Genomic DNA, 21,596 nt, shown 5'->3' on the forward strand with positions numbered 1-21,596 from the left:
GAAGCCCGGCTGAAGTCAGGCCGAAGTCAGAGAGGGTGGGATGGTTTCAATCCGGCAACGCTCGACTAGCCTCGATGCCGTGACCACGCAGCAGGACGTCATCCCCGCCCTCCCGGCGCCCGCCCCGGCGGCGCCCCGCACGGTGCTCTTCACCCTGACCGGCCCGGACCGCCCGGGCGTGACCACGGCCGTCTTCCAGGTCCTGACCCGTTCCGGGGTCGAGGTTCTCGACGTCGAGCAGGTCGTGGTGCGCGGGTACCTGACGCTGGCCGTCCTGGTCACCGCGGGCGCCGACGAGGCCGGGATGATCTCGGCGGTACGCCTGGTCGGCGGCGAGCTCGGGCTGGACGTGAGCGGCGAGCCGGGTACCGGCGACAACTCCCCGCGCCGGCGCAACCGGCTGGCCGTCACCCTGCTCGGGGCGCCGCTGCGGCCCTCGGCGGTGGCCGGGGTGGCCGGGCGGATCGCCGAGCACGGCGCCAACATCGACCGGATCCGCCGGATCTCCCGGTTCCCGGTGACCACGCTCGAGCTCGACGTCTCCGGCGGCGACGGTGAGGTGCTGCGCCGCGAGCTGGCCGCCGAGGCGATGGCGCACGGCGCCGACCTGGCGGTGTGCCCGGCCGGGCTGGCCCGCCGGGGCCGCCGACTGGTGGTGATGGACGTGGACTCCACGCTGATCCAGGACGAGGTGATCGAGCTGCTCGCGGCCCACGCCGGGCCGGAGGCGGAGACGAAGGTGGCCGCGGTCACCGAGCGGGCGATGCGCGGCGAGCTGGACTTCGAGCAGAGCCTGCACGAGCGGGTGGCCTGTCTGGCCGGCCTGCCCGAGAGCGTGCTGACCGACGTCTACCGTTCGGTCCGGCTGAGCCCGGGCGCCCTCACCCTGACCCGCACCCTGCGCCGCCTGGGCCTGACCCTGGGCGTGGTCTCGGGCGGGTTCATCGAGGTGGTCGCCCCCCTGGCCCGCGACCTGGGCATCACCCACGTACGGGCGAACCAGCTGGGGATCGAGGACGGGCGGCTCACCGGCCGGGTGGTCGGCGAGGTGGTCGACCGGGCCGCCAAGGCCGCCTCGCTGCGGCACTTCGCCGAGCTGGAGGGCCTGCCGCTCTCGCGCACCGTGGCCATCGGCGACGGCGCCAACGACCTGGACATGCTGGCCACCGCGGGCCTGGGGGTGGCGTTCAACGCCAAGCCGGTGGTGCGTGAGCAGGCCGACACCGCGGTCACCGTGCCCTACCTCGACGCCGTGCTCTACCTGCTGGGCATCCCGCGCGCCGAGATCGAGGACGCGGACGAGGAGCCGGACACCATCCCCGACAGCACCCCGGCAGGCACATCGGCAGGCACATCGGCAGGCACATCGGCAGAGCTCGAGGACACCGGAGGGACCCGACGATGAGCACCACCACCCCGACCCGCAGGCTGATCCTGATCCGGCACGCCAAGGCGGAGCAGCCGACGCCGGGGCAGGCCGACACCGACCGTCCGCTGGCCGCCCGGGGCCTGCTCGACGCCGAGGTGGGTGGGCACGAACTGGCCCGGATCGCGGTGCCCGACGTGGTGTTCTGCTCCCCCGCCCGGCGCACCCGCCAGACCTGGCGCTCGGTGCTCGACGGCCTGACCACCGAGGTGAAGAGCCAGGAGGGCCCGGCCGAGCCGCATCCCGAGGTGCACTACGTGCCGGCGCTCTACGAGGCCGGCACCTTCGACGTGATCGAGACGGTGCGCCAGGCCGCTCCGTCCGCCTCGGTGGTCGTGGTGGTCGGGCACGAACCGGCCATGTCCGAGACCACCGTCGCCCTGGCCGGGGCGGGTTCCGACCCCGACGCGGTGCAGCACGTCAAGAACGGCTACCCCACCGGCGGCATCGCGGTGCTCGCGGTGGAACGCGAGTGGGCCGACCTGGCCCCCGGCGACGGGCGGCTGGAGCAGTTCGTGGTGCCGCGCGCCGAGGGCGGCGGCTCGATCGGCTGAACCACCTACCAGACCCAACGATGGACGCCCGAGTCGCCTCGGGCGTCCATCGTTCGGTTCTGGGGTTCCGGGGTTATGGACGTTTCTAGACGTTGCCGGCCATCGCCTGGAACCCGCCGTCCACGTACACGATCGTGCCCGTGGTGGAGGGGAACCAGTCGGACAGCAGGGCCACGCAGGCCTTCGCCGTGGGCTCCGGGTTGCGCACGTCCCAGCCCAGCGGGGCGCGGGTCTGGAACAGCTCGTCGAACGCCTCGAAGGTCGGGATCGCCTTCGCCGCGGTGGTGCGCAGCGGGCCGGCCGCCACGATGTTGCTGCGGATGCCCTTCGGGCCCAGGTCGCGGGCCACGTAGCGGCTGGTCGACTCCAGGGCGGCCTTGGCCACACCCATCCAGTCGTAGGCCGGCCAGGCGATCCGCGCGTCCAGGGTGAGGCCGACGATCGCGCCGCCCGACTTCATCAGCGGCAGCGCGGCCACTGCCAGCGACTTGTAGCTGTAGGCGGAGATCTGCAGCGCGGTGGCGACGTCCTCCCACTCGGTCTTCAGGAAGTTGCCGCCCATCGCGGTCTGCGGGGCGAAACCGATCGAGTGCAGGACACCGTCGAGGCCGTCGACGTGCTCACCGACGCGCTCGGGCAGCTTCTGGAGGTCCTCGGTGCTGGTCACGTCCAGCTCGATCACCGGCGGGGTCTTCGGCAGCCGCTTGGCGATGGCCTGGGTGAGCTTCATCTGCCGGCCGAAGGAGCTGAGCACCACCTCGGCGCCCTCCTGCTGGGCAACCTTCGCGGCGTGGAAGGCGATGGACGTGTCCATCAGCACACCCGTCACGAGCAGCTTCTTGCCCTCGAGCAGTCCCATTCGTGCAGTCCCTTTCAATTGACGCGAAAGCGCCCGCGGCCGGTCTGGCCGCGGGCGAAAAGCTGGGGGCTCAGTGGCCCATACCGATGCCACCGTCGACCGGGATGACCGCGCCGGTGATGTAGGCGGCCTGCTCGGAGGCGAGGAAGCGCACCGTGGCGGCGATCTCGTCGACGTTGCCGAAACGCCCGGCCGGGATCCGGCTCAGGTACTCGTTGCGCAGCTTCTCCGGCAGTTCGGCGGTCATGTCGGTGTCGATGAAACCGGGCGCCACCACGTTGGTGGTGATGCCCCGGCCGCCGATCTCCCGGGTGATCGCCCGGGCCATCCCGACCAGACCCGACTTGGTGGCCGCGTAGTTGACCTGACCGGGCGAGCCCATCAGCCCGACCACGCTGCCGATCAGGATGATCCGGCCCCGGCGGGCCTTGATCATCGACTTGCTGACCGCCCGCACGCAGCGGAAGGTGCCGCCCAGGTTGGTGTCGACGACGGTGTCCCAGTCGTCGTCGCTCATCCGCATGAGCAGGGTGTCGCGGGTGACGCCGGCGTTGGCCACCAGCACCTCGATCGGGCCCTGGTCGGCCTCGACCTGGGCGACCGCGTTCTTCACCGACTCGGCGTCGGTGATCTCGCAGATCACGCCCTTCAGCCCGGCCGGCGGCTCGCCGCTGCGGTGGGTCACGGTGACGTCGTCGCCGTCCTCGGCCATCGCGCGGGCGATTGCCAGCCCGATCCCCCGGTTACCACCTGTCACCAGCACGCTGCGCGCCACGATCACCCTTCCAGGAGCGGAATCTCTTGTCTGTCCGGTCACACCACGCTCAGCCCGTGTTCGCTGTCCGTGACGCCCGGCCGGTCGGACCGGAATCGGCGACCGAAGGCCCGGGGTGACGTTATCCGACCGTGGAACCGCGACGCACCAGCGCACCGGGGGCAAAGGTCGGATCGGAAAACTGTAGGAACCGTACAAGGACGGCTTCCCGGCGCCCGGTCCGCACCGGAACAGACAGTGTTGCCCGGGCCCGGCGATTCGCCCGGGTGTGCGACCTGGACCACACCGCGGCCGCCAAAGGGGTAGGTTCGCGCCGTGCGAGCTGTGCAGATATCCGAGTTCGGCGGACCCGAGGTACTCAGGGTGACCGACCTCGAGGACCCGGCGCCGGGCGCGGGCGAACTGTTGGTCGAGGTCGACTCGGCGGGGGTGAACTATGCCGACACCCACCAGGCCGAGGACACCTACCTGACCCGTCAGACGCTGCCCTTCGTGCCCGGCGGCGAGGTGGTCGGGCGGGTCCTGACCGACCCCACCGGCACCTTCGCGGAGGGCACCCGGGTGCTGGCCCTGACCGCGGGCGGCGGCTACGCCGAGCGGGCCGTGGCCAAGGCCGCGCTGGCCTACCCGGTGAGCGACGAGCTGGGCGACGCCCAGGCGCTGGCCCTGCTGGTGCCCGGCACCACGGCCTGGCACCTGCTGCGGCGCAGCGCCCAGCTGAACCCGGGCGAGACCGTGGTGGTCCACGCCGCGGCCGGCGGCGTCGGCACGATGGCCGTGCAGCTGGCCCGGGCCTGGGGCGCGGGGCCGATCGTGGCCACCGCCTCCGGCGAGGCCAAGTGCGAGCTGGCCCGTTCGCTCGGGGCCACCACCGCGATCGACATCTCGGCCACCACCACGGCCGAGGAGGTGCGCGAGGCGCTGCTGCAGGCCACCGGCGGCAAGGGCGCCGACGTGGCGCTGGAGATGGCCGGCGGCCACGTGTTCGACGGCACCCTGGCGGCGATGCGCCCGCTGGGGCGGCTGGCGGTCTTCGGCATCGCCTCCAAGACCCCGCCGGAGCCGGTGCAGGTGGGCCGGCTGATGAAGCGCTCGATCACGCTCACCGGTTTCTGGCTCCCGCACGCGGTGGCCCGGCCCGGGATGCTGGCCGGCGCGCTGGAGGAGCTCAGCTCGATGGTGCGGGCCGGGGTGCTGCGCCCGATCGTGGGCGGCAGCTACCCGCTGGCCGAGGCCGGCCGGGCGCACGAGGACCTGCGCAGCCGCCGCAGCACCGGCAAGCTCGTGCTGGACGTCTCCGGCCAGGGCCGTCCCACCCCGGTGAAGGAGAACCCCGCTGACTGAGCAGGCGATCGACCAGGACTTCCTCGACCTTCCCCTCGACACCCTGGCCGACGCCGCGCTGCAGCACGCGCGCACGGCCGGGGCCGGTCTGCTGCAGCACGCCGACCTGCGGGTGCAGCGGATGCGCACGTCGACCACGCAGATGCGCGACGCCCGGCTCTCGTCCAGCTCGGACTCCTCGGCCGCCGGGCTGGCGGTGCGCGTCCTGCTCGACGGGGTCTGGGGTTTCGCCGCCACCGACGAGCTCACCCCGGCCGCCGCGGTGGCCACCGCCGAGCGGGCGCTGGAGGTGGCCCGCATCTCCCGGCCCCTGGTGGCCGAGCGGGTCGAGCTGGCGCCGGAGCCGGTGCACGCCGACGCCCGCTGGGTCTCGTCCTACCGGCAGGACCCGTTCGCCGTGCCGGCCGCCGAGCGCACCCGGCACCTGGCCGGCTGGTCGCACCCGCTGCTGGCGGCCGCGGGCGTGGACCACTGCGACGTGCTGCTGCACATGGCCAAGGAGCAGAAGTACTACGCCGACCTGGCCGGTACCGTCACCCGGCAGCAGCGGGTGCTGGTCGAGCCGGAGATCACGGTCGTGGCGATCGCCGCCGACGGCCCGGAGTCGATGCGCTCGCTGGCCGGCCCGACGGCACGGGGCTGGGAGTACCTCACCGGTGACGGCTGGGACTGGGACGCCGAGATCGCCGGCCTGCCGGAGCATCTGGCCGAGCGGGTGAAGGCGCCGAGCGTGCAGGCCGGCGACTACGACCTGGTGATCGACCCGACCAACCTGTGGCTGACCATCCACGAGTCGGTCGGCCACGCCACCGAGCTGGACCGCTCACTGGGCTACGAGGCCGCCTACGCCGGAACCAGTTTCGCCCGCCTCGACGGGATCGGAGCGTTCCGTTACGGCAGCCCGCTGATGAACGTCACTGCCGACCGCACGGTCGAGCACGGCGGCGCCACCACCGGTTTCGACGACGAGGGCGTGGCCACCCGCTCGTGGGACCTGGTCTCCGAAGGAGTGCTCCAGGGCTTCCAGCTCGACCGGGCGATGGCCGCACGCTGCGGTTTCGAGTCCTCGAACGGCTGCGCCTACGCCGATTCGGCGCTCAACGTGCCGGTGCAGCGGATGGCCAACGTCAGCCTGCGGCCCTCGGCCGACGCCACCACCACCGCCGACCTGATCGCCGGGGTGGAGAACGGCCTCTACGTGGTGGGCGACAAGTCCTGGTCGATCGACATGCAGCGGTACAACTTCCAGTTCACCGCGCAGCGCTTCTACCGGATCCGGGGCGGCAAGCTGGCCGGCCAGGTGAAGGACGCGGCGTACCAGGGCTCCACGCCCAGCTTCTGGGGTTCGCTCAAGGGCCTGGGCGGGGCCGGCTCCTACTACCTGGGCGGCGCCTCGAACTGCGGCAAGGCCCAGCCCGGTCAGTCGGCCTGGGTCAGCCACGGCGCCCCAGCAACACTTTTCGAGCAGGTCAAGGTGCTGAACACGCGCGCTGAGGGGGGCCGATGACCACGTCCGCGGAGCTCGTCGAGATCGCCCTGGCCGAGGTCGGCCCGGGTCTGGGTGCGGCCGTGCTGGTCTCGCAGTCGTCCACGGTGAACCTGCGCTGGGCGCTGAGCGGGCTGACCACCAACGGCCTCACCAGCTCCCGCACCGTCACCGTGATCGTCGGCGCCCCGGTCTCCGGCGGTACCAGCGCCGGGGTCCTGAGCCGGGAAGGGCTCGACGCCGAAGGCGTGCGGGCGCTGGTCCGCGACACCGTCGCCCTCGCCCGTGAGGGCGAACCGGCCGAGGACGCAGCGCCTTTCGTCACCGGTGACCAATTGCCCGGATTCACCGACCCGGCCGCCGAGACCGGCGCCTCCACCCTGGCCGGGGTGGCCGAGGCGCTGGGCGAGGTGTTCGGCCGCTCGCGGGCGGCCGGGCGCGAGTCGTTCGGTTTCGCCCTGCACGAGGTGGTCACCACCTGGCTGGGCACCACCGGCGGCCTGCGCTACCGGCACGAGCAGCCCCGCGGCACCATCGAGCTGACCGGAAAGGCCGCGGCCCGCAGCCGTTCCGCCTACGTGGCCGGGGCCACCCGCGACTTCAGCGACGTGGACGTGCTGGCGCTGGACGACGAGATCGCCACCCGGCTGCGCTGGCAGGAACGCCAGATCGAGGTCGAGCCGGGCCGTTTCACCACCATCCTGCCGCCGACCTCGGTGGCCGACCTGATGATCTACTACCTGTGGTCGGCCGACGCCCGCTCGGCGCACGAGGGCCGCAGCGTGTTCTCGAAGCTGGGCGGCACCGGGGGCGGCACCCGGGTCGGCGAGAAGATCAGCGACACCCCGCTCAGCCTGCTCAGCGACCCGTACCACTTCGGGCTGGGTTGCGCCGACCGGGTTCTGGCCGGCGCCTCCTCCCCCACGGCCTCGGTGTTCGACAACGGCCTGCCCGCGCCCGCGGCCACCTGGCTCGACCAGGGCACGATCAGCGCGCTGCCCACCACCCGGTTCAGCTCGGAACTGACCGGTCTGCCGGTGGTTCCGCCGGCCGACAACCTGGTGCTCACCGGGACCGACGGCACCGGAAGCACCCTGGACCTGCTCGAGGGGGTCGACCACGGGCTGCTGCTGAGCTCGATGTGGTACATCCGCGAGGTAGATCCGCAGACCCTGCTGCTGACCGGGCTCACCCGGGACGGCGTCTACGTGGTCGAGAACGGCGAAGTGGTGGGCGCCACCAAGAACTTCCGCTACAACGAGAGCCCGGTCGACCTGCTGGGCCGGGTCGAGGCGTACGGCGCCACCGAGATCTGCCTGAGCCGCGAGTGGGGCGAGTGGTTCACCCGCACCGCCATGCCGGCCCTGCGGATCGAGGGCTTCAACATGTCCACGGTGGCCGAGGGGTCCTGAAAGGCAACCACTTTGAGGACGTTTGTGGGCACCCATAGTGCTCACAAACGTCCTCAGGTTCGGCAGTTTCTAGAGCCCGTGGGAAAGGCCGCCGTCGACGGTCAGCATCGTGCCGGTGACGAAACTGGCTGCGGGAGAGAGCAGGAACACTGCGGGCCGGGCGAACTCCAGCGGTTCGCCGTAGCGCCCCAGCGGGATCCGCGATTCCTGTTGCCGCCGGGCCTCTTCCGGACGGCCACCGGACGCGTCCAGGGTGCGCACCCGGTCGGTGTCGATCCGGCCGGGCAGGATGCCGTTCACCCGGACGTTGCGCTCGCCCAGCTCGTTCGCCAGCGACTTGGCGGCCATCGCCAGACCGGGCCGCAGCCCGTTCGACAGGGCCAGGCCCGAGATCGGCTCGCGGACCGAGGTGGAGAGCACCATCACCACCGAGCCGCCCTCGCGCGAGGCCAGCTTGCCGATCGTGCGGGCCAGCCGGAGCGGGCCCAGGAAGGTCTCCTCGAACGCCACCCGCCAGGCGCCGTCCTCCAGGTCCATCACGGTGCCCGGAGCCGGCCCGCCCACGCTGATCAGCCCGCCGTCGAGCCGCCCGTAACGCGCCACCGCGGCTGCCACCAGGCAGGTCTCGATCCCGGGATCACTCAGGTCACCCGGCACCGCGATCGCCCGTTCCGAGCCCCCGAGCGCGGCCGCGGTGGCCTTGAGCTCCTCCTCGTTGCGGGAGCAGAGCACCATCCGCGCCCCCTCCGCCGCCAGCAGCTCCGCACAGGCCCGCCCCAGCCCCTTGGACGCCCCGGTGACCACGTACACCCGGTCCGACAGCCCCAGATCCATCGAGTTCATCCCGTTCTTCACGCGCGCGACGGCGCCCCCTGACGCACAGTGACTGATCGAACACTCTAGAGTGATTGGCCGGGCGGATCGTGCTGCACACCTCGTCCGATCGGACGGGCCTGAAAGTACTGTGCTCGCGGCCGGAGCCATGCGGCATCATTTGGGCATCATGATGACCCGTACCCGGCGGATCGCGTTCCAGGGAGACCTGGGCGCCAATTCGCACATCGCCTGCCGTGACGTCTATCCCGACTACGACCCGCTGCCGTTCCGCACCTTCGAGGAGTGCTTCGGGGCGCTCGGCGACGGCACGGCCGACCTGGCGATGATCCCGGTGGAGAACTCGACGGCGGGCCGGGTGGCCGACATCCACTACCTGCTGCCCAAGTCCGACGTGCACATCATCGGCGAGTTCTTCCTGCCCGTGCGGCACCAGTTGCTCGGCCTGCCGGGCGCCCGGCTGGAGGCGGTCAAGACCGCCCGCAGCCACCCGCAGGCCCTCGACCAGTGCCGTAACTCACTGCGTGAGCTGGGGATCACCCCGGAGGTGGCCACCGACACCGCGGGCAGCGCCCGTGAGCTGGCCGAGTCCGGTGACGAGTCGGTCGCCTCGATCGCCACCACGCTGGCCGCCGAGGTCTACGGCCTGGAGATCCTGCGCGAGAACATCGAGGACGAGGACCACAACACCACCCGGTTCATCATCCTGTCCCCCGAGAACCTGCGGGCCGCGCCCGGAGTCGGGCCGATCGTGACGACCTTCGTGTTCGGGGTGCGCAACATCCCGGCGGCGCTGTACAAGGCGCTGGGCGGTTTCGCCACCAACGGGGTGAACATGACCAAGCTGGAAAGCTACATGGTGGGTGGGCAGTTCACCGCCACCCAGTTCCTGGCCGACATCGACGGCCACCCGGACGAGCCGCACGTGGCCCGGGCGTTCGAGGAACTCGGCTTCTTCGCCGAGGTGCGGATGCTCGGTGTGTACCGGGCCAGCCCGTTCCGCGAGCGGCAGCGGCCTCAGCGGTAGGTGGCGCGGGTCAGAGTCGGGGGACCCTCGTCCTCCGGCTCCGCCTCGTCGTCCTCCGCCTCCTCGTCGCGACGGCGCACCTCCCGCACCAGCGCCACGCCGAACAGGATGTAGGCGATGATCGCGAAGCTGTCCCACTGCACCGAGTAGGACAGGTTGATGCCCAGCCCCGTCTCCGGCGCCTCCGCCGCCTCCGGCGTCTGCGGCGCCGGCGGGTCCTCGCTGACCAGCGCACCGTAGGCCTGCACCACCGGATCGGTGAGCCCGGCCTGCTCGGTCAGCGCGGGCACGTTGATCCGCACCGCCTGTCCGGCCGGGGCACCCCGGTCGGACGTGGGCTCGCTGGGGCGCAGCCGGGCCACCACGGTGACCTCCCCCGACGGCGGGGCGGGCACGCTGTCGGGCCGGGAGGCGTCGGTGTTCCCGGCCGGGATCCAGCCCCGGTCGACCAGCAGCACCGAGCCGTCCTCGGCCCGCAGCGGCACCACCACCAGGTAGCCGTTCTGCTGGTCCCCGCCGCTGACCCCGACCTGCCCGGCCTGGCCGGCCTGCTCGTGCGGCCGGTTGCGGATCAGCACGGTCTTCTCCGGCAGGTACTCACCGGTGACCTCGACCGGGCGCCACTGGAGCTCGCCGGGCAGGGCCGCGCCCGGGGCCAGCAGATCGGCCAGCGGCACCGGCGCGGCGTCGTAGTTGGCCTCGATCACGTGATTGCGCTCGGAACGGGCCTCGTGCCGGCTGAACTGCCAGCGCCCCAGGAAGACGAACACGATCGAGATCACCACGATCCCGGCCAGGGCCACGGCCCAGCCGCGCTCGCGCAGCAGACCGGCCGCCGCCCGCGCGGTGCCCCAGAATCCGCGCCGAACGGTCGGGCCGGGCTCCTGCTCCGGTGTGGTCTCGGGACTCATGCCAGCTCCTGGGTGCTCACCGTGTCGCGCAGAAAGCCCCGCAGACTCAGGAACTCCTCCAGCGAGAGGCGGTGCTCGTCGCACGCCGTCCAGATCTTGCGGCGATCGGGCGTGTGCAGCTTGGGGTTGTTCCACCGCAGGGCCCACACCGCGGGGCGCCGGCACCCGCGGGCGCTGCAGATCGGGTCGTGCGGTTCGCTCACCCGGGACAGTCTGCCAAAAGGCGAACGCCGGGCGGCCACGGGGGATGCCGCCCGGCGTTCTGGTGCGCGGCCCGACGGGGGATGCAGGCCGCGCCCAACAAGTATGACACGACTCGGTGTCAGTCTGACCCACGAATCAGCGGGGCCATTCGTGTGACGCTCACTCGGACTGATCGGGCGAGACGGGCGAATCCGGGCGTACCGAACCGGGATTCGTTCCCGGGGCAGCAGCGGAATCCCGCGAATCGGGCGCATCCGGACCAGCCGGGCGCTGGGGCGGATGGATCGTCATGGTGATCTCATCGTCGGCCACCGGCGGCAGCACGTAACGGGTCTGCGGGGTGACCGGCGGCGCACCCGGCCCGCCGCGCTTCTTGTCCACCGCGTTGGCCATCACCACGGCCACGTAGGGCAGGACGACCGCGCCCAGCGCGAAGATCCACCAGGACCAGTGGCCCCAGCGGGCGTGCACCACGATGGCCATGACGACGCAGACCACGCGCAGGCTCATCGAGATCAGGTAGCGACGGATCCGCGCGTCCAGATCGTCCGAGTGCGGAGAGACGGCTCCGGTGATGCTGTGGACCGGTTGCTCGCCTCTGTTCACCAGACCAACCGTACGCCTGACGGCGAACACTTCCAGTCGTGGGTGACGACCGGGCCGACGGCCCGGGAGCGCAGGTGGTACGACGCGCCCCCGGCCGTCGGCACTGCTCGGACTCGGTGAGGAGTCCTGATGATCACAAACTTCGGATCGCTGACGTGCTCTTGGTGCGGTTGGTGCTGTACGGGCTAGTGCTGTTTGGCCTTTCCGCGGGTCGCCCCGCCACGGCCGCGCAGCTGAACCTCGTTCTCCGTGAGGATGCGATGGACGAAACCGTAGGAACGTCCTGTCTCCTCCGCCAGGGCCCGGATACTCGAGCCCGACGTGTACTTCTTCTTCAGTTCGCCCGCCAGCTTCGAACGGTCGGTGCCCGTGATCCGGGCTCCCTTCTTGACACTCTCGGCCACGAATCCTCCTCGAACGTGTGTCGTTCCCGACCATGGTGATCTCGAGTCGGTGATCCGGCCATTCGACGCGCCACGCAAAGTGACGCCTCGGACATTCTTTTCAGGCACACGCAGGGCAGATGAATCGGAATCCGTTGTGCGGCGGGGTGCTGCCGGGCCGGGTGTGACGGCTGCGCGGACTCAGGCGAGGGTGACCAGATCGAGGTAGTCCTTGCTCCACAGGTCCTCCTCGCCGTCGGGCAGCAGAACCACCCGTTCGGGGTTCAGTGCCTCCACCGCGCCCTCGTCGTGGGTGACCAGGATGATCGCGCCCTCGTAGCGGCGCAGGGCGTCCAGGACCTCCTCCCGGCTGGCCGGGTCGAGGTTGTTGGTGGGCTCGTCGAGCAGCAGCACGTTGGCCCCGGAGACCACCAGGGTGGCCAGCGCCAGGCGGGTCTTCTCACCGCCGGAGAGCACCCCGGCCGGCTTCTCCGCGTCGTCGCCGCTGAACAGGAACGAGCCCAGCACGGTGCGCACCTGGGTGTCGGTCAGGTCGGGCGAGGCCGAGCGCATGTTCTCCAGCACGGTGCGGTCGGTGTCGAGCGTCTCGTGCTCCTGGGCGTAGTAGCCCAGCCGCAGGCCGTGACCGGAGATCACCTCGCCGGTGTCCGGCTTCTCGATGCCGCCGAGCATCCGCAGCAGGGTGGTCTTGCCGGCGCCGTTCAGGCCCAGCACCACCACCCGGGAGCCGCGGTCGATGGCCAGCGAGACGTCGGTGAAGATCTCCAGGCTGCCGTAGCTCTTGCTGAGCCCCTCGGCGGTCAGCGGGGTCTTCCCGCACGGCGCCGGCTGCGGGAAGCGCAGCTTGGCCACCTTGTCGGCCTTACGGGTGTCCTCCAGGCCGGACAGCAGCTTCTCGGCCCGCTTGGCCATGTTCTGCGCGGCGGTGGCCTTGGTGGCCTTGGCCCGCATCTTGTCGGCCTGCTGGAGCAGGATCGAGGCCTTCTTCTCGGCGTTCTGGCGCTCGCGGCGGCGGCGCTTCTCGTCGGTCTCGCGCGCCTCGAGGTACTTCTTCCAGCCCACGTTGTACACGTCCAGCGCGGAGCGGTTGGCGTCCAGGTGGTAGACCTGGTTCACCACCACCTCCAGCAGCTCCACGTCGTGGCTGATCACGATCAGCCCGCCGTTCCAGACCTTGAGGAAGTCGCGCAGCCAGGCGATCGAGTCGGCGTCCAGGTGGTTGGTCGGCTCGTCGAGCAGCAGGGTGTCGGAGCCCGAGAACAGGATCCGGGCCAGCTCGACCCGGCGGCGCTGACCGCCCGAGAGGGTGCCCAGCGGCTGCTCGAGCACCCGGTCGGGCAGGCTCAGGCTGGCGCAGATCGTGGCCGCCTCGCTCTCGGCCGCGTAACCGCCGCCGGCCGTGAACTCGGCCTCCAGCCGGGAGTAGCGTTCCATCGCGGCGTCCCGGGTCTCGTCGACCACGCTGGCCATCTCGCCCTCGGTCTCGCGCATCCGGCGGATCACGTCGTCGAGGTTGCGGGCGCTGAGCACCCGGTCGCGGGCCAGGATCGACAGGTCGGCGGTGCGCGGGTCCTGCGGGAGGTAGCCGATCTGGCCGGTCCGGGACACCGTCCCGGCCGCGGGCTGGCCCTCCCCCGCCAGCACCTTGGTCAGGGTGGTCTTGCCGGCCCCGTTGCGGCCGACGAGGCCGACCCGCTGGCCCGGGCCGACCCGGAACGTGGCGTTCTCCACCAGCAGGCGGGAGCCGGCGCGCAGCTCTACGGCGTTGGCGGTGATCATGTGGGACCTACTCCTGCGGGAAGATCTCGGACGGCTGAAACCTGCGCCCGGTGCTTACCTGTCAGTGAGCAGTCGAACCGGACCAAACGTGGCCCCAGCATTCTACGCGGGCGGCCTCGCCGGTACGCCAATGCATATCCGTGCGGAGCAGCTCCGCCCAGTACGCGACAGGGGAAAACGGTGGGTATCGAGTTCGACGACGATCGGGTGGACGTCGGTGGAGTGGACGACCGGCGCGGTGGCGGCGGGATCGGCCTGGGCCGCGGCGGGGCCGCCATCGGTGGCGGCGCCGGGGTGGTCGGCCTGGTGATCTACCTGCTGGTGGCGGTGCTCGGCGGCGGCTCCCCCGAGGGCGGCGGGCTGCCGCAGCTGGGGGCGGGCAGCGCGAACAGCACCGGCCAGCAGGAGTCGCGCGAGGAGCTGTCCGACCGGTGCAACGCCGAGGGGGCGCTGAAGAAGTACACCGACTGCCGGCTGATCAAGGTCTACGACATCGCCGACAACACCTGGGAGGACGAGTTCGGCAAGCGCGGCCTGGAGTACCGGCCCGCCTCGCTGGTGTTCTTCGCCGACGCCGTGAGCACCGGCTGCGGGCAGGCCTCGGCGCAGGTCGGGCCGTTCTACTGCCCGGCCGGTGAGGAGATCTACCTCGACCTGGACTTCCTCGACCAGCTGCAGCGCGAGTACGGGGCGCCCGGGGAGTTCGCGCAGGCCTACATCGTGGCCCACGAGTACGGCCACCACCTGCAGACCGTGCTGGGCACCGAGCAGCAGGTCCGCCAGGCCCAGAAGAGCAACCCGGACGCCGAGAACGAGTACTCGGTGGCGATGGAGCTGCAGGCCGACTGCTACGCCGGGGTCTGGTCCACCCTGGCCGACCAGCAGAGCAGCGGGATCGACCTGACCCGGGAGAACATCGCCGAGGCGCAGAAGGCGGCCGAGGCGGTGGGTGACGACCGGATCCAGAAGAAGGCCACCGGCTCGGTCGACCAGGACTCCTGGACGCACGGCTCGGCGGCCCAGCGCAAGCAGTGGTTCACCACCGGCTACTCCAGCGGTGACATCGACCAGTGCGACACGTTCGGGGCGATGGGGCTCTGAGTCTCCGGCCGGTGGCTGGCCCGCCGGCCGGCGCCGTCGAGCAGGGCCGGGCCGAACACCACCACCCGGTTGCGGCCCAGCTCCTTGGCCCGGTAGAGCGCCACGTCGGCGAACTCCACCAGCTCCTCGGTGCCGAGGCGGCCGTCGTCCAGCGCCAGGCCCAGGCTGGCGCTGATCCGCACGGTGCGCCCGGCCAGGCCGAAGGGTTCCTCCAGGACCCGCCGGATCCGCTCGGCGAGCGCCTCCCCGGCCGCGGTGATCACCACGAACTCGTCGCCGCCGAGCCGGGCCAGCACGTCGGAGCTGCGCAGGACGGCGGTCACCCGGTGGCCGACCTGGCAGAGCAGGTCGTCGCCGGCGCCGTGGCCGAGGGTGTCGTTGACCGCCTTGAACTTGTCCAGGTCGAAGTAGATGATGCCGAGCGTGCGCCCGGCCCGCCGGCTGCGGGCCAGGGTGCTGGCCAGGTGGTCGGAGAACAGCGCGCGGTTGGGCAGGCCGGTCAGCGGGTCGCGGGTGGCCTGGTGCCTGAGCTCGGCGTTGGCCTCGGCCAGGCGCAGGTTCATCTGCTCCACCGCCTCCCGCTCCTGCCGCAGCTCGCCCACCAGCAGGGAGTTCTGCCGGGCCAGGAGCCGGGCCCCGGCCACCTGCTGGTAGCCGTAGCGGGCCAGCGGTGGCGCTCCTCCGGCCCCGAACACGACCAGCGCGACCAGGCCCCAGTTCTGCTGCAGGGCCAGGCCCAGCCCGCCGGTCAGCACGATGGAGGCGTGGAAGAGGCGGTAGGCGCCCGGGGTGGCCGCGCAGAACAGCAGGTTGGCCGCGTTGGCGAGCACCAGCACGGTGATCGGGACGGCGATCAGCTCGGGGGCCGCCTCGACCGGCCGCAGGAACACGCAGCCGCTGCCCCAGGCCGCTCCGGTGACGCACTGCCCGAGGGCGAACCGGCGGGCGATCCGGGCCGGTGAGTGCCCCACCTCCAGGGCCCGGGCCGGGCCGGTGACCAGGGCGGGCACGAAGAACTGGAAGATCAGCAGCCAGGCCAGGCAGAGCAGGCTCCAGACCACCAGGCCGGTGGTCGGGCCCTGGGACAGCAGCATGATCGCGTCGACGGTGCCCAGCAGGCCGAATCCGAGCAGGTTGCTGAACCGCGCCGCGTCGCCCGACTGGATCAGCAGTTCCCGGCGGACGACATCGTCGAGTTCAGGGTCCGGGGCCCGGACCACCTGCAAGATGTCCTGCACCCCTCAGGCCTCGACATCCGCAGGCACCCGATTGAGCCCTACGGCGGGGGCGGTCGGTCGGTCACCGGGTCCTGACGCGGCCGGGGCAGGGGCGGCGGCGGCCGCCCGGCCAGCAACCGGTTCAGGTGCTCCTCGTCGATCCGCCCGATCCGCCCGGTCCCGGCCCGCATCCCCGGCCCGTACACCGCCACCTGGTTCCCGCCGAGCTCCTTGGCCCGGTACAGGGCCACGTCGGCGCGCTCGACCAGGCGCTCGCCGTCCAGGGCGTCGTCGTCCAGGGCCACCCCGAGACTGCTCGAGACCCGCACCGTCCGCTCCCCCAGGTCGAACGGCTCCTCCAGCACGGCCCGGATCCGCTCCGCCACCCCGGCCGGCTCGCTCTGCCCCGAGGTCAGGACGACGAACTCGTCACCGCCCAGCCGGGCCAGCACGTCGGAACCGCGCAGCACCCCGCCCACCCGGTCGCCGACCTGGCGCAGCAGGTCGTCCCCGGCGCCGTGGCCCAGGGTGTCGTTGACGATCTTGAACCGGTCGAGGTCGAAGAAGATCACCCCGAGCGCCCGCCCACCGGCCCGGCTGCGGCCCAGGGCGCTGGCCAGGTGGTCGAAGAACAGCGAGCGGTTGGGCAGGCCGGTCAGCGGGTCCCGGGTGGCCTTGTGCTCCAGTTCGGCGTTGGCCTCGGACAGCCGCAGGTTCACCTGCTCCACCGACTCGCGTTCCTGCCGCAGTTCACCGGCCAGCAGTGCGTTCTGCCGGGCCAGCAGCATGGCCCCGGCCACCTGCTGGTAGCCGTACCGGGCCACCGGCAGGGCGGCGAACGCCGCGAACACGATGTAGCCGGCCAGGCCCCACAGCCGCTGCGAGGCCAGCCCGGCCAGCCCGACGAGCACGATGCTGACGTGGAAGGCCCGGTAGGCGTTGGGGGTGGCGGCGCAGAACAGCAGGTTCGCGGAGTTGATGATGACCATGACCACCACCGGTGCCGCGGCCAGGACCGGGTTGTCCTCCTCGGCCCGCAGGAACAGCGCGGAACTGCCCCACATCGCGCCCGCCCCGGCCTGGAAGAGCACGAACCACACGGCGGGGGCAGCCGTCGAGGCGCCGGGCCGGGCCCGGGCCGGGCGGATCACCAGGGCCGGGACCAGCCAGTGGTACCCGGTGAGCCAGAGGGCGGCCAGGGCGCTCCAGGCCAGCAGCCCGGCGGTCGGTCCCTGCGACCAGAGCATCACCAGATCCGTGGTGGCCAGCAGACCGCCGCTCAGCAGGCTGCACAGGCGCCCGGCGACCGCGGACTGGACCAGCAGCTCCCGGCGCACGACATCGTCGAGTTCCGGGTCCGGGGCCCGGAGCAGCTGCCAGATGTCCTGCACCCGTCAGGACTCGACACCCGGACGCGGCCGATTGAGGGTCTGGTCGAACTCACTGACCCGATTGCGGCCCTGCTGCTTGGCCCGGTACAGGGCCAGATCGGCGCGTTCGACCAGGTCCTCGCCGCTCAGCCCGGTCTCGTCGACCGCCACCCCGAGGCTGCCGGAGATGCTCACCGGGTTGCCGGACAGGCTGAACGGCACCTCCAGCACCTGCCGGATCCGCTCGGCCACAGCGGTCGGTACCTGGGCCCCACCGCCCCCGAAGTCGTGGGTCAGCACGACGAACTCGTCACCGCCGAGCCGGGCCAGCACGTCCGGGCTGCGCAGCACCGCCGTCACCCGGTCGGCCACCTGGCACAGCAGGTCGTCGCCGGCGCCGTGCCCCAGGCCGTCGTTGACCGCCTTGAACCGGTCCAGGTCGAAGTAGATCACCGCGACCGGGGTGGCGTTCCGCCGGCCGTGCCGCATCGAGCGGTCGAGGTGGTCGAAGAAGAGGGTGCGGTTGGGCAGCTGGGTCAGCGGGTCGCGGGTGGCCTGCTGCCGCAGCTCGGTGTTGGCCTCGGACAGCTCCAGGTTGATCCGCTCCACCGCCTCCCGCTCGGCCCGCAGGTCGCTGGCCAGCACCGCGTTCTGGCGGGCGACCAGCTGGGCCCGGGCCACCTGCTGGTACATGTACCGGGCCAGCGAGAAGGCGGCCAGCAGGGTCAGCCCGTTCAGGGCGGCCACCCCGCTCTCGCCGTGGGCGACCAGCCCGAGGGTGGCGGTCAGCAGCGCCCCGAGGTGGAAGGAGAGCCACGGCAGCGGGGTGCCGGAGGCGAAGACCACGTTCGCGGCGACCGCCAGGGTGGTCGCCGCACACGACACCGAGACCACCGCGGGCTCGCCCGGGACCGGCGCGACGATCACCGGCAGCAGCCCCCAGCTCAGGCCGCCCGCGCCCTGCAGCACGACGAAGGCGCCCAGCCGGCTGCGGTAGGGGCGGCCCGGGCCGGCGACCAGCCAGCCGACCCCGAACACGTAGACGACCGCCGTCGCGACCGCCAGGACCGACCAGACCAGGCTCTGACGGGCCGAGGCCCCGCTCGCCCCCAGCACCACGAACACCACGGCGGTCACCGGCAGGCCGAGCAGACCGCTCAGCCGGGAGGCCTGGGCCGACTGGGCCAGGAGCTCCCGGCGGACGACGTCGTCGAGCACCGGGTTCGGTGCCACCACGAGCCGCCAGATGTCCTGCACCCAGGGTGTTTCGTCCGCCCGCCCGGCCTCATTGAGCCGGGCGGGGTACTACCGGCGGATCAGAGGTTGAAGCCCAGCGCCCGCAGCTGCTCGCGGCCGTCGTCGGTGATCTTGTCCGGGCCCCACGGCGGCATCCACACCCAGTTGATCGCCATGCCCTTGACCAGCGGGTCGAGCGCGGTCTGGGCCTGGTCCTCGATCACGTCGGTCAGCGGGCAGGCCGCCGACGTCAGGGTCATGTCGATGGTGGCGTGGTTGTGCTGGTCGATCGTGATGCCGTAGACGAGCCCGAGGTCGACCACGTTGATGCCGAGCTCGGGGTCGACGACGTCGCGCAGCGCCTCCTCGACGTCGGCCACGTCGGCCGGCCGGTCGGCCGGGTTCGTGTCCACTACCTGCTCGCTCATGACGCTTCCTTTGCTGTAGCGGTCGGGCTGTCCTGGCGGGAGGCCTCGATACGCAGCAACGCGTCCTCGAAGGCGGTCCATCCCAGGATCGCGCACTTGACGCGGTTGGCGTGCCGGCTCACCCCGGCGAAGGCCACGGCGTCGCCGAGCACCTCCTCGTCGGGGGTGGCCGTGCCGCGGCTGCGCAGCATGGCCCGGTAGTCGGCGAGGATGCCGCGGGCCTCGTCCACCGGCTTGCCGACGATCAGGTCGTGCATCACCGAGGTGGCGGCCTGGCTGATCGAGCAGCCCTCACCGGTCCAGGCCACCTCGTCGACGCGCTGCCCGCCGAGGGTCAGCTGCACGGTGACCTCGTCACCGCACAGCGGGTTGTACTGGTGGCTGCGCACGGTGCTGGCCGGGTCGAGAACGGCGTCGTCGGCCAGGTCGGTGCGCCCGTGCTTCTCCTTCGAGTGATCCAGGATCACCTGCTGGTAGAGGGCTTCGAGAGAGGACACGTCAGCTCCTGCCGAAGAATCCGCGGACGGTGCCGAGCGCCTGCACGAAGCGCTCCACGTCGGCGTCGGTGGTGTAGAGATAGGCGCTGGCCCGGGTGGAGGCGTTGACCCCGAACCGCCGGTGCACCGGCTGGGCGCAGTGGTGGCCGACCCGCACCGCGACCCCGGCCGCGTCGAGCACCTGGCCGACGTCGTGCGGGTGCACGCCCTCGACCTCGAAGGCCACGGTGGCGGTGCGGTCGGCGGCGTCGGCCGGGCCGATCACCCGTACGCCCTCGACCCCGGCCAGGCCGTCGAGCATGAGCTGGGCCAACTGGTGCTCGCGGGCCGCGATCCGCTCCATGCCCACGTTGCTCAGGTAGTCGACCGCGGCGCGCAGCGCGACCGCCTGCGCCACCGGCGGGGTACCGGCCTCGAAGCGCTGGGGCGGCTCACGGAAGGTGGTGCTCTGCATCGTCACCCGCTCGACCATCGACCCGCCGGTGAACACCGGGGGCAGGGCCTCGAGCAGTTCGGGACGGGCGGCCAGGCCACCGATCCCGGTCGGGCCGAGCATCTTGTGTCCGGAGAACACGGCCGCGTCGACGCCCAGCTCGGTCAGGTTCACCGGAAGGTGCGGCACCGACTGGCAGGCGTCGAGCACGGTGAGGGCGCCGACCGCGCGGGCCCGGGCGGCCAGCTCGGCGACCGGGGTGACCGTACCGAGAACGTTCGAGGCGTGCGCGAAGGCGAGCACCTTCGTCCGGGAACTGATCAGTTCGTCGATGTCCGACAGGTCGAGCCGGCCGTCGTCGGTGAGCGGGATCCAGCGCAGGGTGGCGCCGGAGCGGGCCGCGGCCCGCTGCCAGGGCACCAGGTTGGCGTGGTGCTCCAGCTCGGTGACCAGGATCTCGTCACCCGGCCTCAGCGCGTACCGGCCGGCCTCGGGGTCGGTCAGCGCGAAGGCCAGCAGGTTCAGGCCCTCGGTGGCGTTGCGCAGCCAGACCAGGCCCTCGGTGGGCACGCCGACGAATCCGGCGACCCGCTCCCGAGCGTCCTCGAAGGCGTCGGTGGCCTCGCCGGCCAGGGTGTGGGCGCCCCGATGGACAGCGGCGTAGGAGGTGGTGGCGAAGTCGTACTCGGCCTGCAGCACCTGCTTCGGGCGCTGCGAGGTGGCACCGGAGTCGAGGTAGACCAGCTGCGCGCCGTCCGCCACCGTGCGGTGGAGGATCGGGAAGTCCGCGCGGATCGCCTCTACCTCGGCCGCGGCCAGGGGCTGGGCCTCGGTGTGCGTGAGGGTCACGTCGGATCCTTAGTGTTCAGATCGAAATTGGGGACGTCCGTGCGCGAGGCGCGCACGGACGTCCACCATCGGTTGTTGCTCAGACGGACGCGCTGGTCCAGCGGTCGTACCCGTTCGCCTCGAGCTCGTCGGCCAGCTCGGGACCGCCTTCGGCGGCCACCTTGCCGTCGACGAACACGTGCACGAAGTCCGGCTTGATGTAGCGCAGGATCCGCGTGTAGTGCGTGATCAGCAGGACGCCGACCTCGCTGTTCTCACGCACCCGGTTGACGCCCTCGGAGACCACCTTGAGCGCGTCCACGTCGAGGCCCGAGTCGGTCTCGTCGAGCACCGCGAACTTCGGCTTCAGCAGCTCCATCTGGAGGATCTCGTGGCGCTTCTTCTCACCGCCGGAGAAGCCCAGGTTGACGTCGCGCTCGGCGAACTCCGGGTCCATCTTCAGGTCGTCCATCGCGCTCTTGACGTCCTTGACCCAGTGCCGCAGGCTCGGCGCCTTGCCGTCGATCGCGGTCTTGGCCGTGCGCAGGAAGTTCGACACGGTGACACCGGCCACCTCGACCGGGTACTGCATGGCCAGGAACAGGCCGGCCCGGGCGCGCTCGTCCACGCTCATCTCGAGCAGGTCCTCGCCGTCGAGCGTGACCGTGCCGGAGGTGATCGTGTACTTCGGGTGCCCGGCGATGGAGTACGCCAGGGTGGACTTGCCGGAGCCGTTCGGGCCCATGATCGCGTGCGTCTGCCCGGAGGCGATGGTCAGGTCCACGCCGCGCAGGATCTCCTTGGGGCCCTGCTCGGTCTCGACACTGACGTGCAGGTCGCGGATTTCCAGTGTGGCCATGACGGT

Annotated in this window: 22 protein-coding genes; 7 read left to right on the top strand and 15 right to left on the bottom strand. The window is 71.7% G+C overall.

What is annotated here, in order from left to right; translation table 11 throughout:
• Nucleotides 1–79 precede the first annotated feature (79 nt).
• Nucleotides 80–1,405 carry a phosphoserine phosphatase SerB gene (gene serB / locus LWF15_RS28400; RefSeq protein ID WP_232814025.1) on the top strand — a complete coding sequence of 442 codons (1,326 nt, stop codon included), beginning with the start codon at nucleotides 80–82 and terminating at the stop codon, nucleotides 1,403–1,405.
• Nucleotides 1,402–1,980: a SixA phosphatase family protein gene (locus tag LWF15_RS28405; protein ID WP_232814026.1), complete on the top strand. Its 579-nt coding sequence runs from the start codon at nucleotides 1,402–1,404 to the stop codon at nucleotides 1,978–1,980. Before serB ends, LWF15_RS28405 begins: the two co-directional genes overlap by 4 nt.
• 85 nt (nucleotides 1,981–2,065) lie before the next feature.
• On the opposite strand, the gene fabI is transcribed toward LWF15_RS28405, so the two are convergent.
• Both fabI and fabG read right to left on the bottom strand, forming a co-directional pair.
• Nucleotides 2,066–2,839 carry an enoyl-ACP reductase FabI gene (gene fabI, locus LWF15_RS28410; RefSeq protein ID WP_232814027.1) on the bottom strand — a complete coding sequence of 258 codons (774 nt, stop codon included), beginning with the start codon at nucleotides 2,837–2,839 and terminating at the stop codon, nucleotides 2,066–2,068.
• 70 nt (nucleotides 2,840–2,909) lie between these two features.
• Nucleotides 2,910–3,614, bottom strand: coding sequence for a 3-oxoacyl-[acyl-carrier-protein] reductase (gene fabG / locus LWF15_RS28415; RefSeq protein ID WP_232814028.1), 705 nt, complete (start codon nucleotides 3,612–3,614; stop codon nucleotides 2,910–2,912).
• Between the two features lie 363 nt (nucleotides 3,615–3,977).
• On the opposite strand from fabG, the gene LWF15_RS28420 reads away from it, so the two are divergent.
• From LWF15_RS28420 to LWF15_RS28430, 3 genes are read left to right on the top strand one after another with little or no spacing between them, the layout of a single operon-like run.
• Nucleotides 3,978–4,958 carry a quinone oxidoreductase family protein gene (locus LWF15_RS28420; RefSeq protein ID WP_232814029.1) on the top strand — a complete coding sequence of 327 codons (981 nt, stop codon included), beginning with the start codon at nucleotides 3,978–3,980 and terminating at the stop codon, nucleotides 4,956–4,958.
• Nucleotides 4,951–6,465: a TldD/PmbA family protein gene (locus tag LWF15_RS28425; RefSeq protein WP_408624211.1), complete on the top strand. Its 1,515-nt coding sequence runs from the start codon at nucleotides 4,951–4,953 to the stop codon at nucleotides 6,463–6,465. Before LWF15_RS28420 ends, LWF15_RS28425 begins: the two co-directional genes overlap by 8 nt.
• A complete protein-coding gene (locus tag LWF15_RS28430) occupies nucleotides 6,462–7,856 on the top strand; it encodes a metallopeptidase TldD-related protein (protein WP_232814031.1) in 1,395 nt (464 codons plus the stop codon). Before LWF15_RS28425 ends, LWF15_RS28430 begins: the two co-directional genes overlap by 4 nt.
• Nucleotides 7,857–7,925: 69 nt before the next feature.
• On the opposite strand, the gene LWF15_RS28435 is transcribed toward LWF15_RS28430, so the two are convergent.
• Complete coding sequence (locus LWF15_RS28435) at nucleotides 7,926–8,690, bottom strand: SDR family oxidoreductase (protein WP_352396661.1); 765 nt, start codon at nucleotides 8,688–8,690, stop codon at nucleotides 7,926–7,928.
• 172 nt (nucleotides 8,691–8,862) lie between these two features.
• Here LWF15_RS28435 and LWF15_RS28440 point away from each other — a divergent pair, with 172 nt between their 5' ends.
• Entirely contained in the window at nucleotides 8,863–9,717 is an 855-nt protein-coding gene (locus LWF15_RS28440) for a prephenate dehydratase (RefSeq protein ID WP_352396662.1), read from the top strand.
• Here LWF15_RS28440 and LWF15_RS28445 read toward each other — a convergent pair.
• The 5 genes from LWF15_RS28445 to LWF15_RS28465 all read right to left on the bottom strand — a co-directional run bounded on the left by LWF15_RS28445 (nucleotide 9,708) and on the right by LWF15_RS28465 (nucleotide 13,621).
• The gene (locus LWF15_RS28445; protein WP_232814034.1) at nucleotides 9,708–10,628 is read right to left on the bottom strand and encodes an SURF1 family cytochrome oxidase biogenesis protein; all 921 of its coding nucleotides are present in this window, start codon (nucleotides 10,626–10,628) and stop codon (nucleotides 9,708–9,710) included. The two genes, LWF15_RS28440 and LWF15_RS28445, sit on opposite strands and share 10 nt — an antisense overlap.
• Complete coding sequence (locus tag LWF15_RS28450) at nucleotides 10,625–10,831, bottom strand: hypothetical protein (protein WP_232814035.1); 207 nt, start codon at nucleotides 10,829–10,831, stop codon at nucleotides 10,625–10,627. Before LWF15_RS28450 ends, LWF15_RS28445 begins: the two co-directional genes overlap by 4 nt.
• Before the next feature lie 160 nt (nucleotides 10,832–10,991).
• Nucleotides 10,992–11,438 carry a DUF3099 domain-containing protein gene (locus LWF15_RS28455; protein ID WP_232814036.1) on the bottom strand — a complete coding sequence of 149 codons (447 nt, stop codon included), beginning with the start codon at nucleotides 11,436–11,438 and terminating at the stop codon, nucleotides 10,992–10,994.
• 185 nt (nucleotides 11,439–11,623) lie between these two features.
• Complete coding sequence (locus LWF15_RS28460) at nucleotides 11,624–11,842, bottom strand: helix-turn-helix domain-containing protein (RefSeq protein ID WP_231442330.1); 219 nt, start codon at nucleotides 11,840–11,842, stop codon at nucleotides 11,624–11,626.
• A gap of 180 nt (nucleotides 11,843–12,022) precedes the next feature.
• Complete coding sequence (locus LWF15_RS28465) at nucleotides 12,023–13,621, bottom strand: ABC-F family ATP-binding cassette domain-containing protein (protein ID WP_232814037.1); 1,599 nt, start codon at nucleotides 13,619–13,621, stop codon at nucleotides 12,023–12,025.
• Nucleotides 13,622–13,807: 186 nt separating this feature from the next.
• On the opposite strand from LWF15_RS28465, the gene ypfJ reads away from it, so the two are divergent.
• Complete coding sequence (gene ypfJ, locus LWF15_RS28470; RefSeq protein WP_456298978.1) at nucleotides 13,808–14,722, top strand: KPN_02809 family neutral zinc metallopeptidase; 915 nt, start codon at nucleotides 13,808–13,810, stop codon at nucleotides 14,720–14,722.
• On the opposite strand, the gene LWF15_RS37880 is transcribed toward ypfJ, so the two are convergent.
• From LWF15_RS37880 to sufC, 7 genes are all read right to left on the bottom strand, one after another.
• Entirely contained in the window at nucleotides 14,668–15,960 is a 1,293-nt protein-coding gene (locus tag LWF15_RS37880; RefSeq protein WP_232814039.1) for a GGDEF domain-containing protein, read from the bottom strand. The two genes, ypfJ and LWF15_RS37880, sit on opposite strands and share 55 nt — an antisense overlap.
• 38 nt (nucleotides 15,961–15,998) lie before the next feature.
• Nucleotides 15,999–17,330, bottom strand: a complete 1,332-nt coding sequence (locus tag LWF15_RS37885) for a GGDEF domain-containing protein (RefSeq protein WP_232814040.1) — start codon at nucleotides 17,328–17,330, stop codon at nucleotides 15,999–16,001.
• A 3-nt stretch (nucleotides 17,331–17,333) separates the two neighbouring features.
• Complete coding sequence (locus LWF15_RS37890; RefSeq protein ID WP_232814041.1) at nucleotides 17,334–18,566, bottom strand: GGDEF domain-containing protein; 1,233 nt, start codon at nucleotides 18,564–18,566, stop codon at nucleotides 17,334–17,336.
• A gap of 59 nt (nucleotides 18,567–18,625) precedes the next feature.
• Nucleotides 18,626–18,973, bottom strand: a complete 348-nt coding sequence (locus LWF15_RS28490; RefSeq protein WP_232814042.1) for a metal-sulfur cluster assembly factor — start codon at nucleotides 18,971–18,973, stop codon at nucleotides 18,626–18,628.
• A complete protein-coding gene (gene sufU / locus LWF15_RS28495) occupies nucleotides 18,970–19,470 on the bottom strand; it encodes a Fe-S cluster assembly sulfur transfer protein SufU (protein ID WP_232814043.1) in 501 nt (166 codons plus the stop codon). The genes LWF15_RS28490 and sufU overlap by 4 nt, the downstream gene beginning before the upstream one ends.
• A gap of 1 nt (nucleotide 19,471) precedes the next feature.
• The gene (locus LWF15_RS28500) at nucleotides 19,472–20,752 is read right to left on the bottom strand and encodes a SufS family cysteine desulfurase (protein WP_232814044.1); all 1,281 of its coding nucleotides are present in this window, start codon (nucleotides 20,750–20,752) and stop codon (nucleotides 19,472–19,474) included.
• A 79-nt stretch (nucleotides 20,753–20,831) separates the two neighbouring features.
• The gene (sufC, locus tag LWF15_RS28505; protein WP_232814045.1) at nucleotides 20,832–21,590 is read right to left on the bottom strand and encodes a Fe-S cluster assembly ATPase SufC; all 759 of its coding nucleotides are present in this window, start codon (nucleotides 21,588–21,590) and stop codon (nucleotides 20,832–20,834) included.
• Nucleotides 21,591–21,596: the final 6 nt, after the last annotated feature.

The organism is Kineosporia rhizophila, from assembly GCF_021277265.1.
Taxonomy (GTDB): Bacteria; Actinomycetota; Actinomycetes; order Actinomycetales; family Kineosporiaceae; genus Kineosporia; species Kineosporia rhizophila.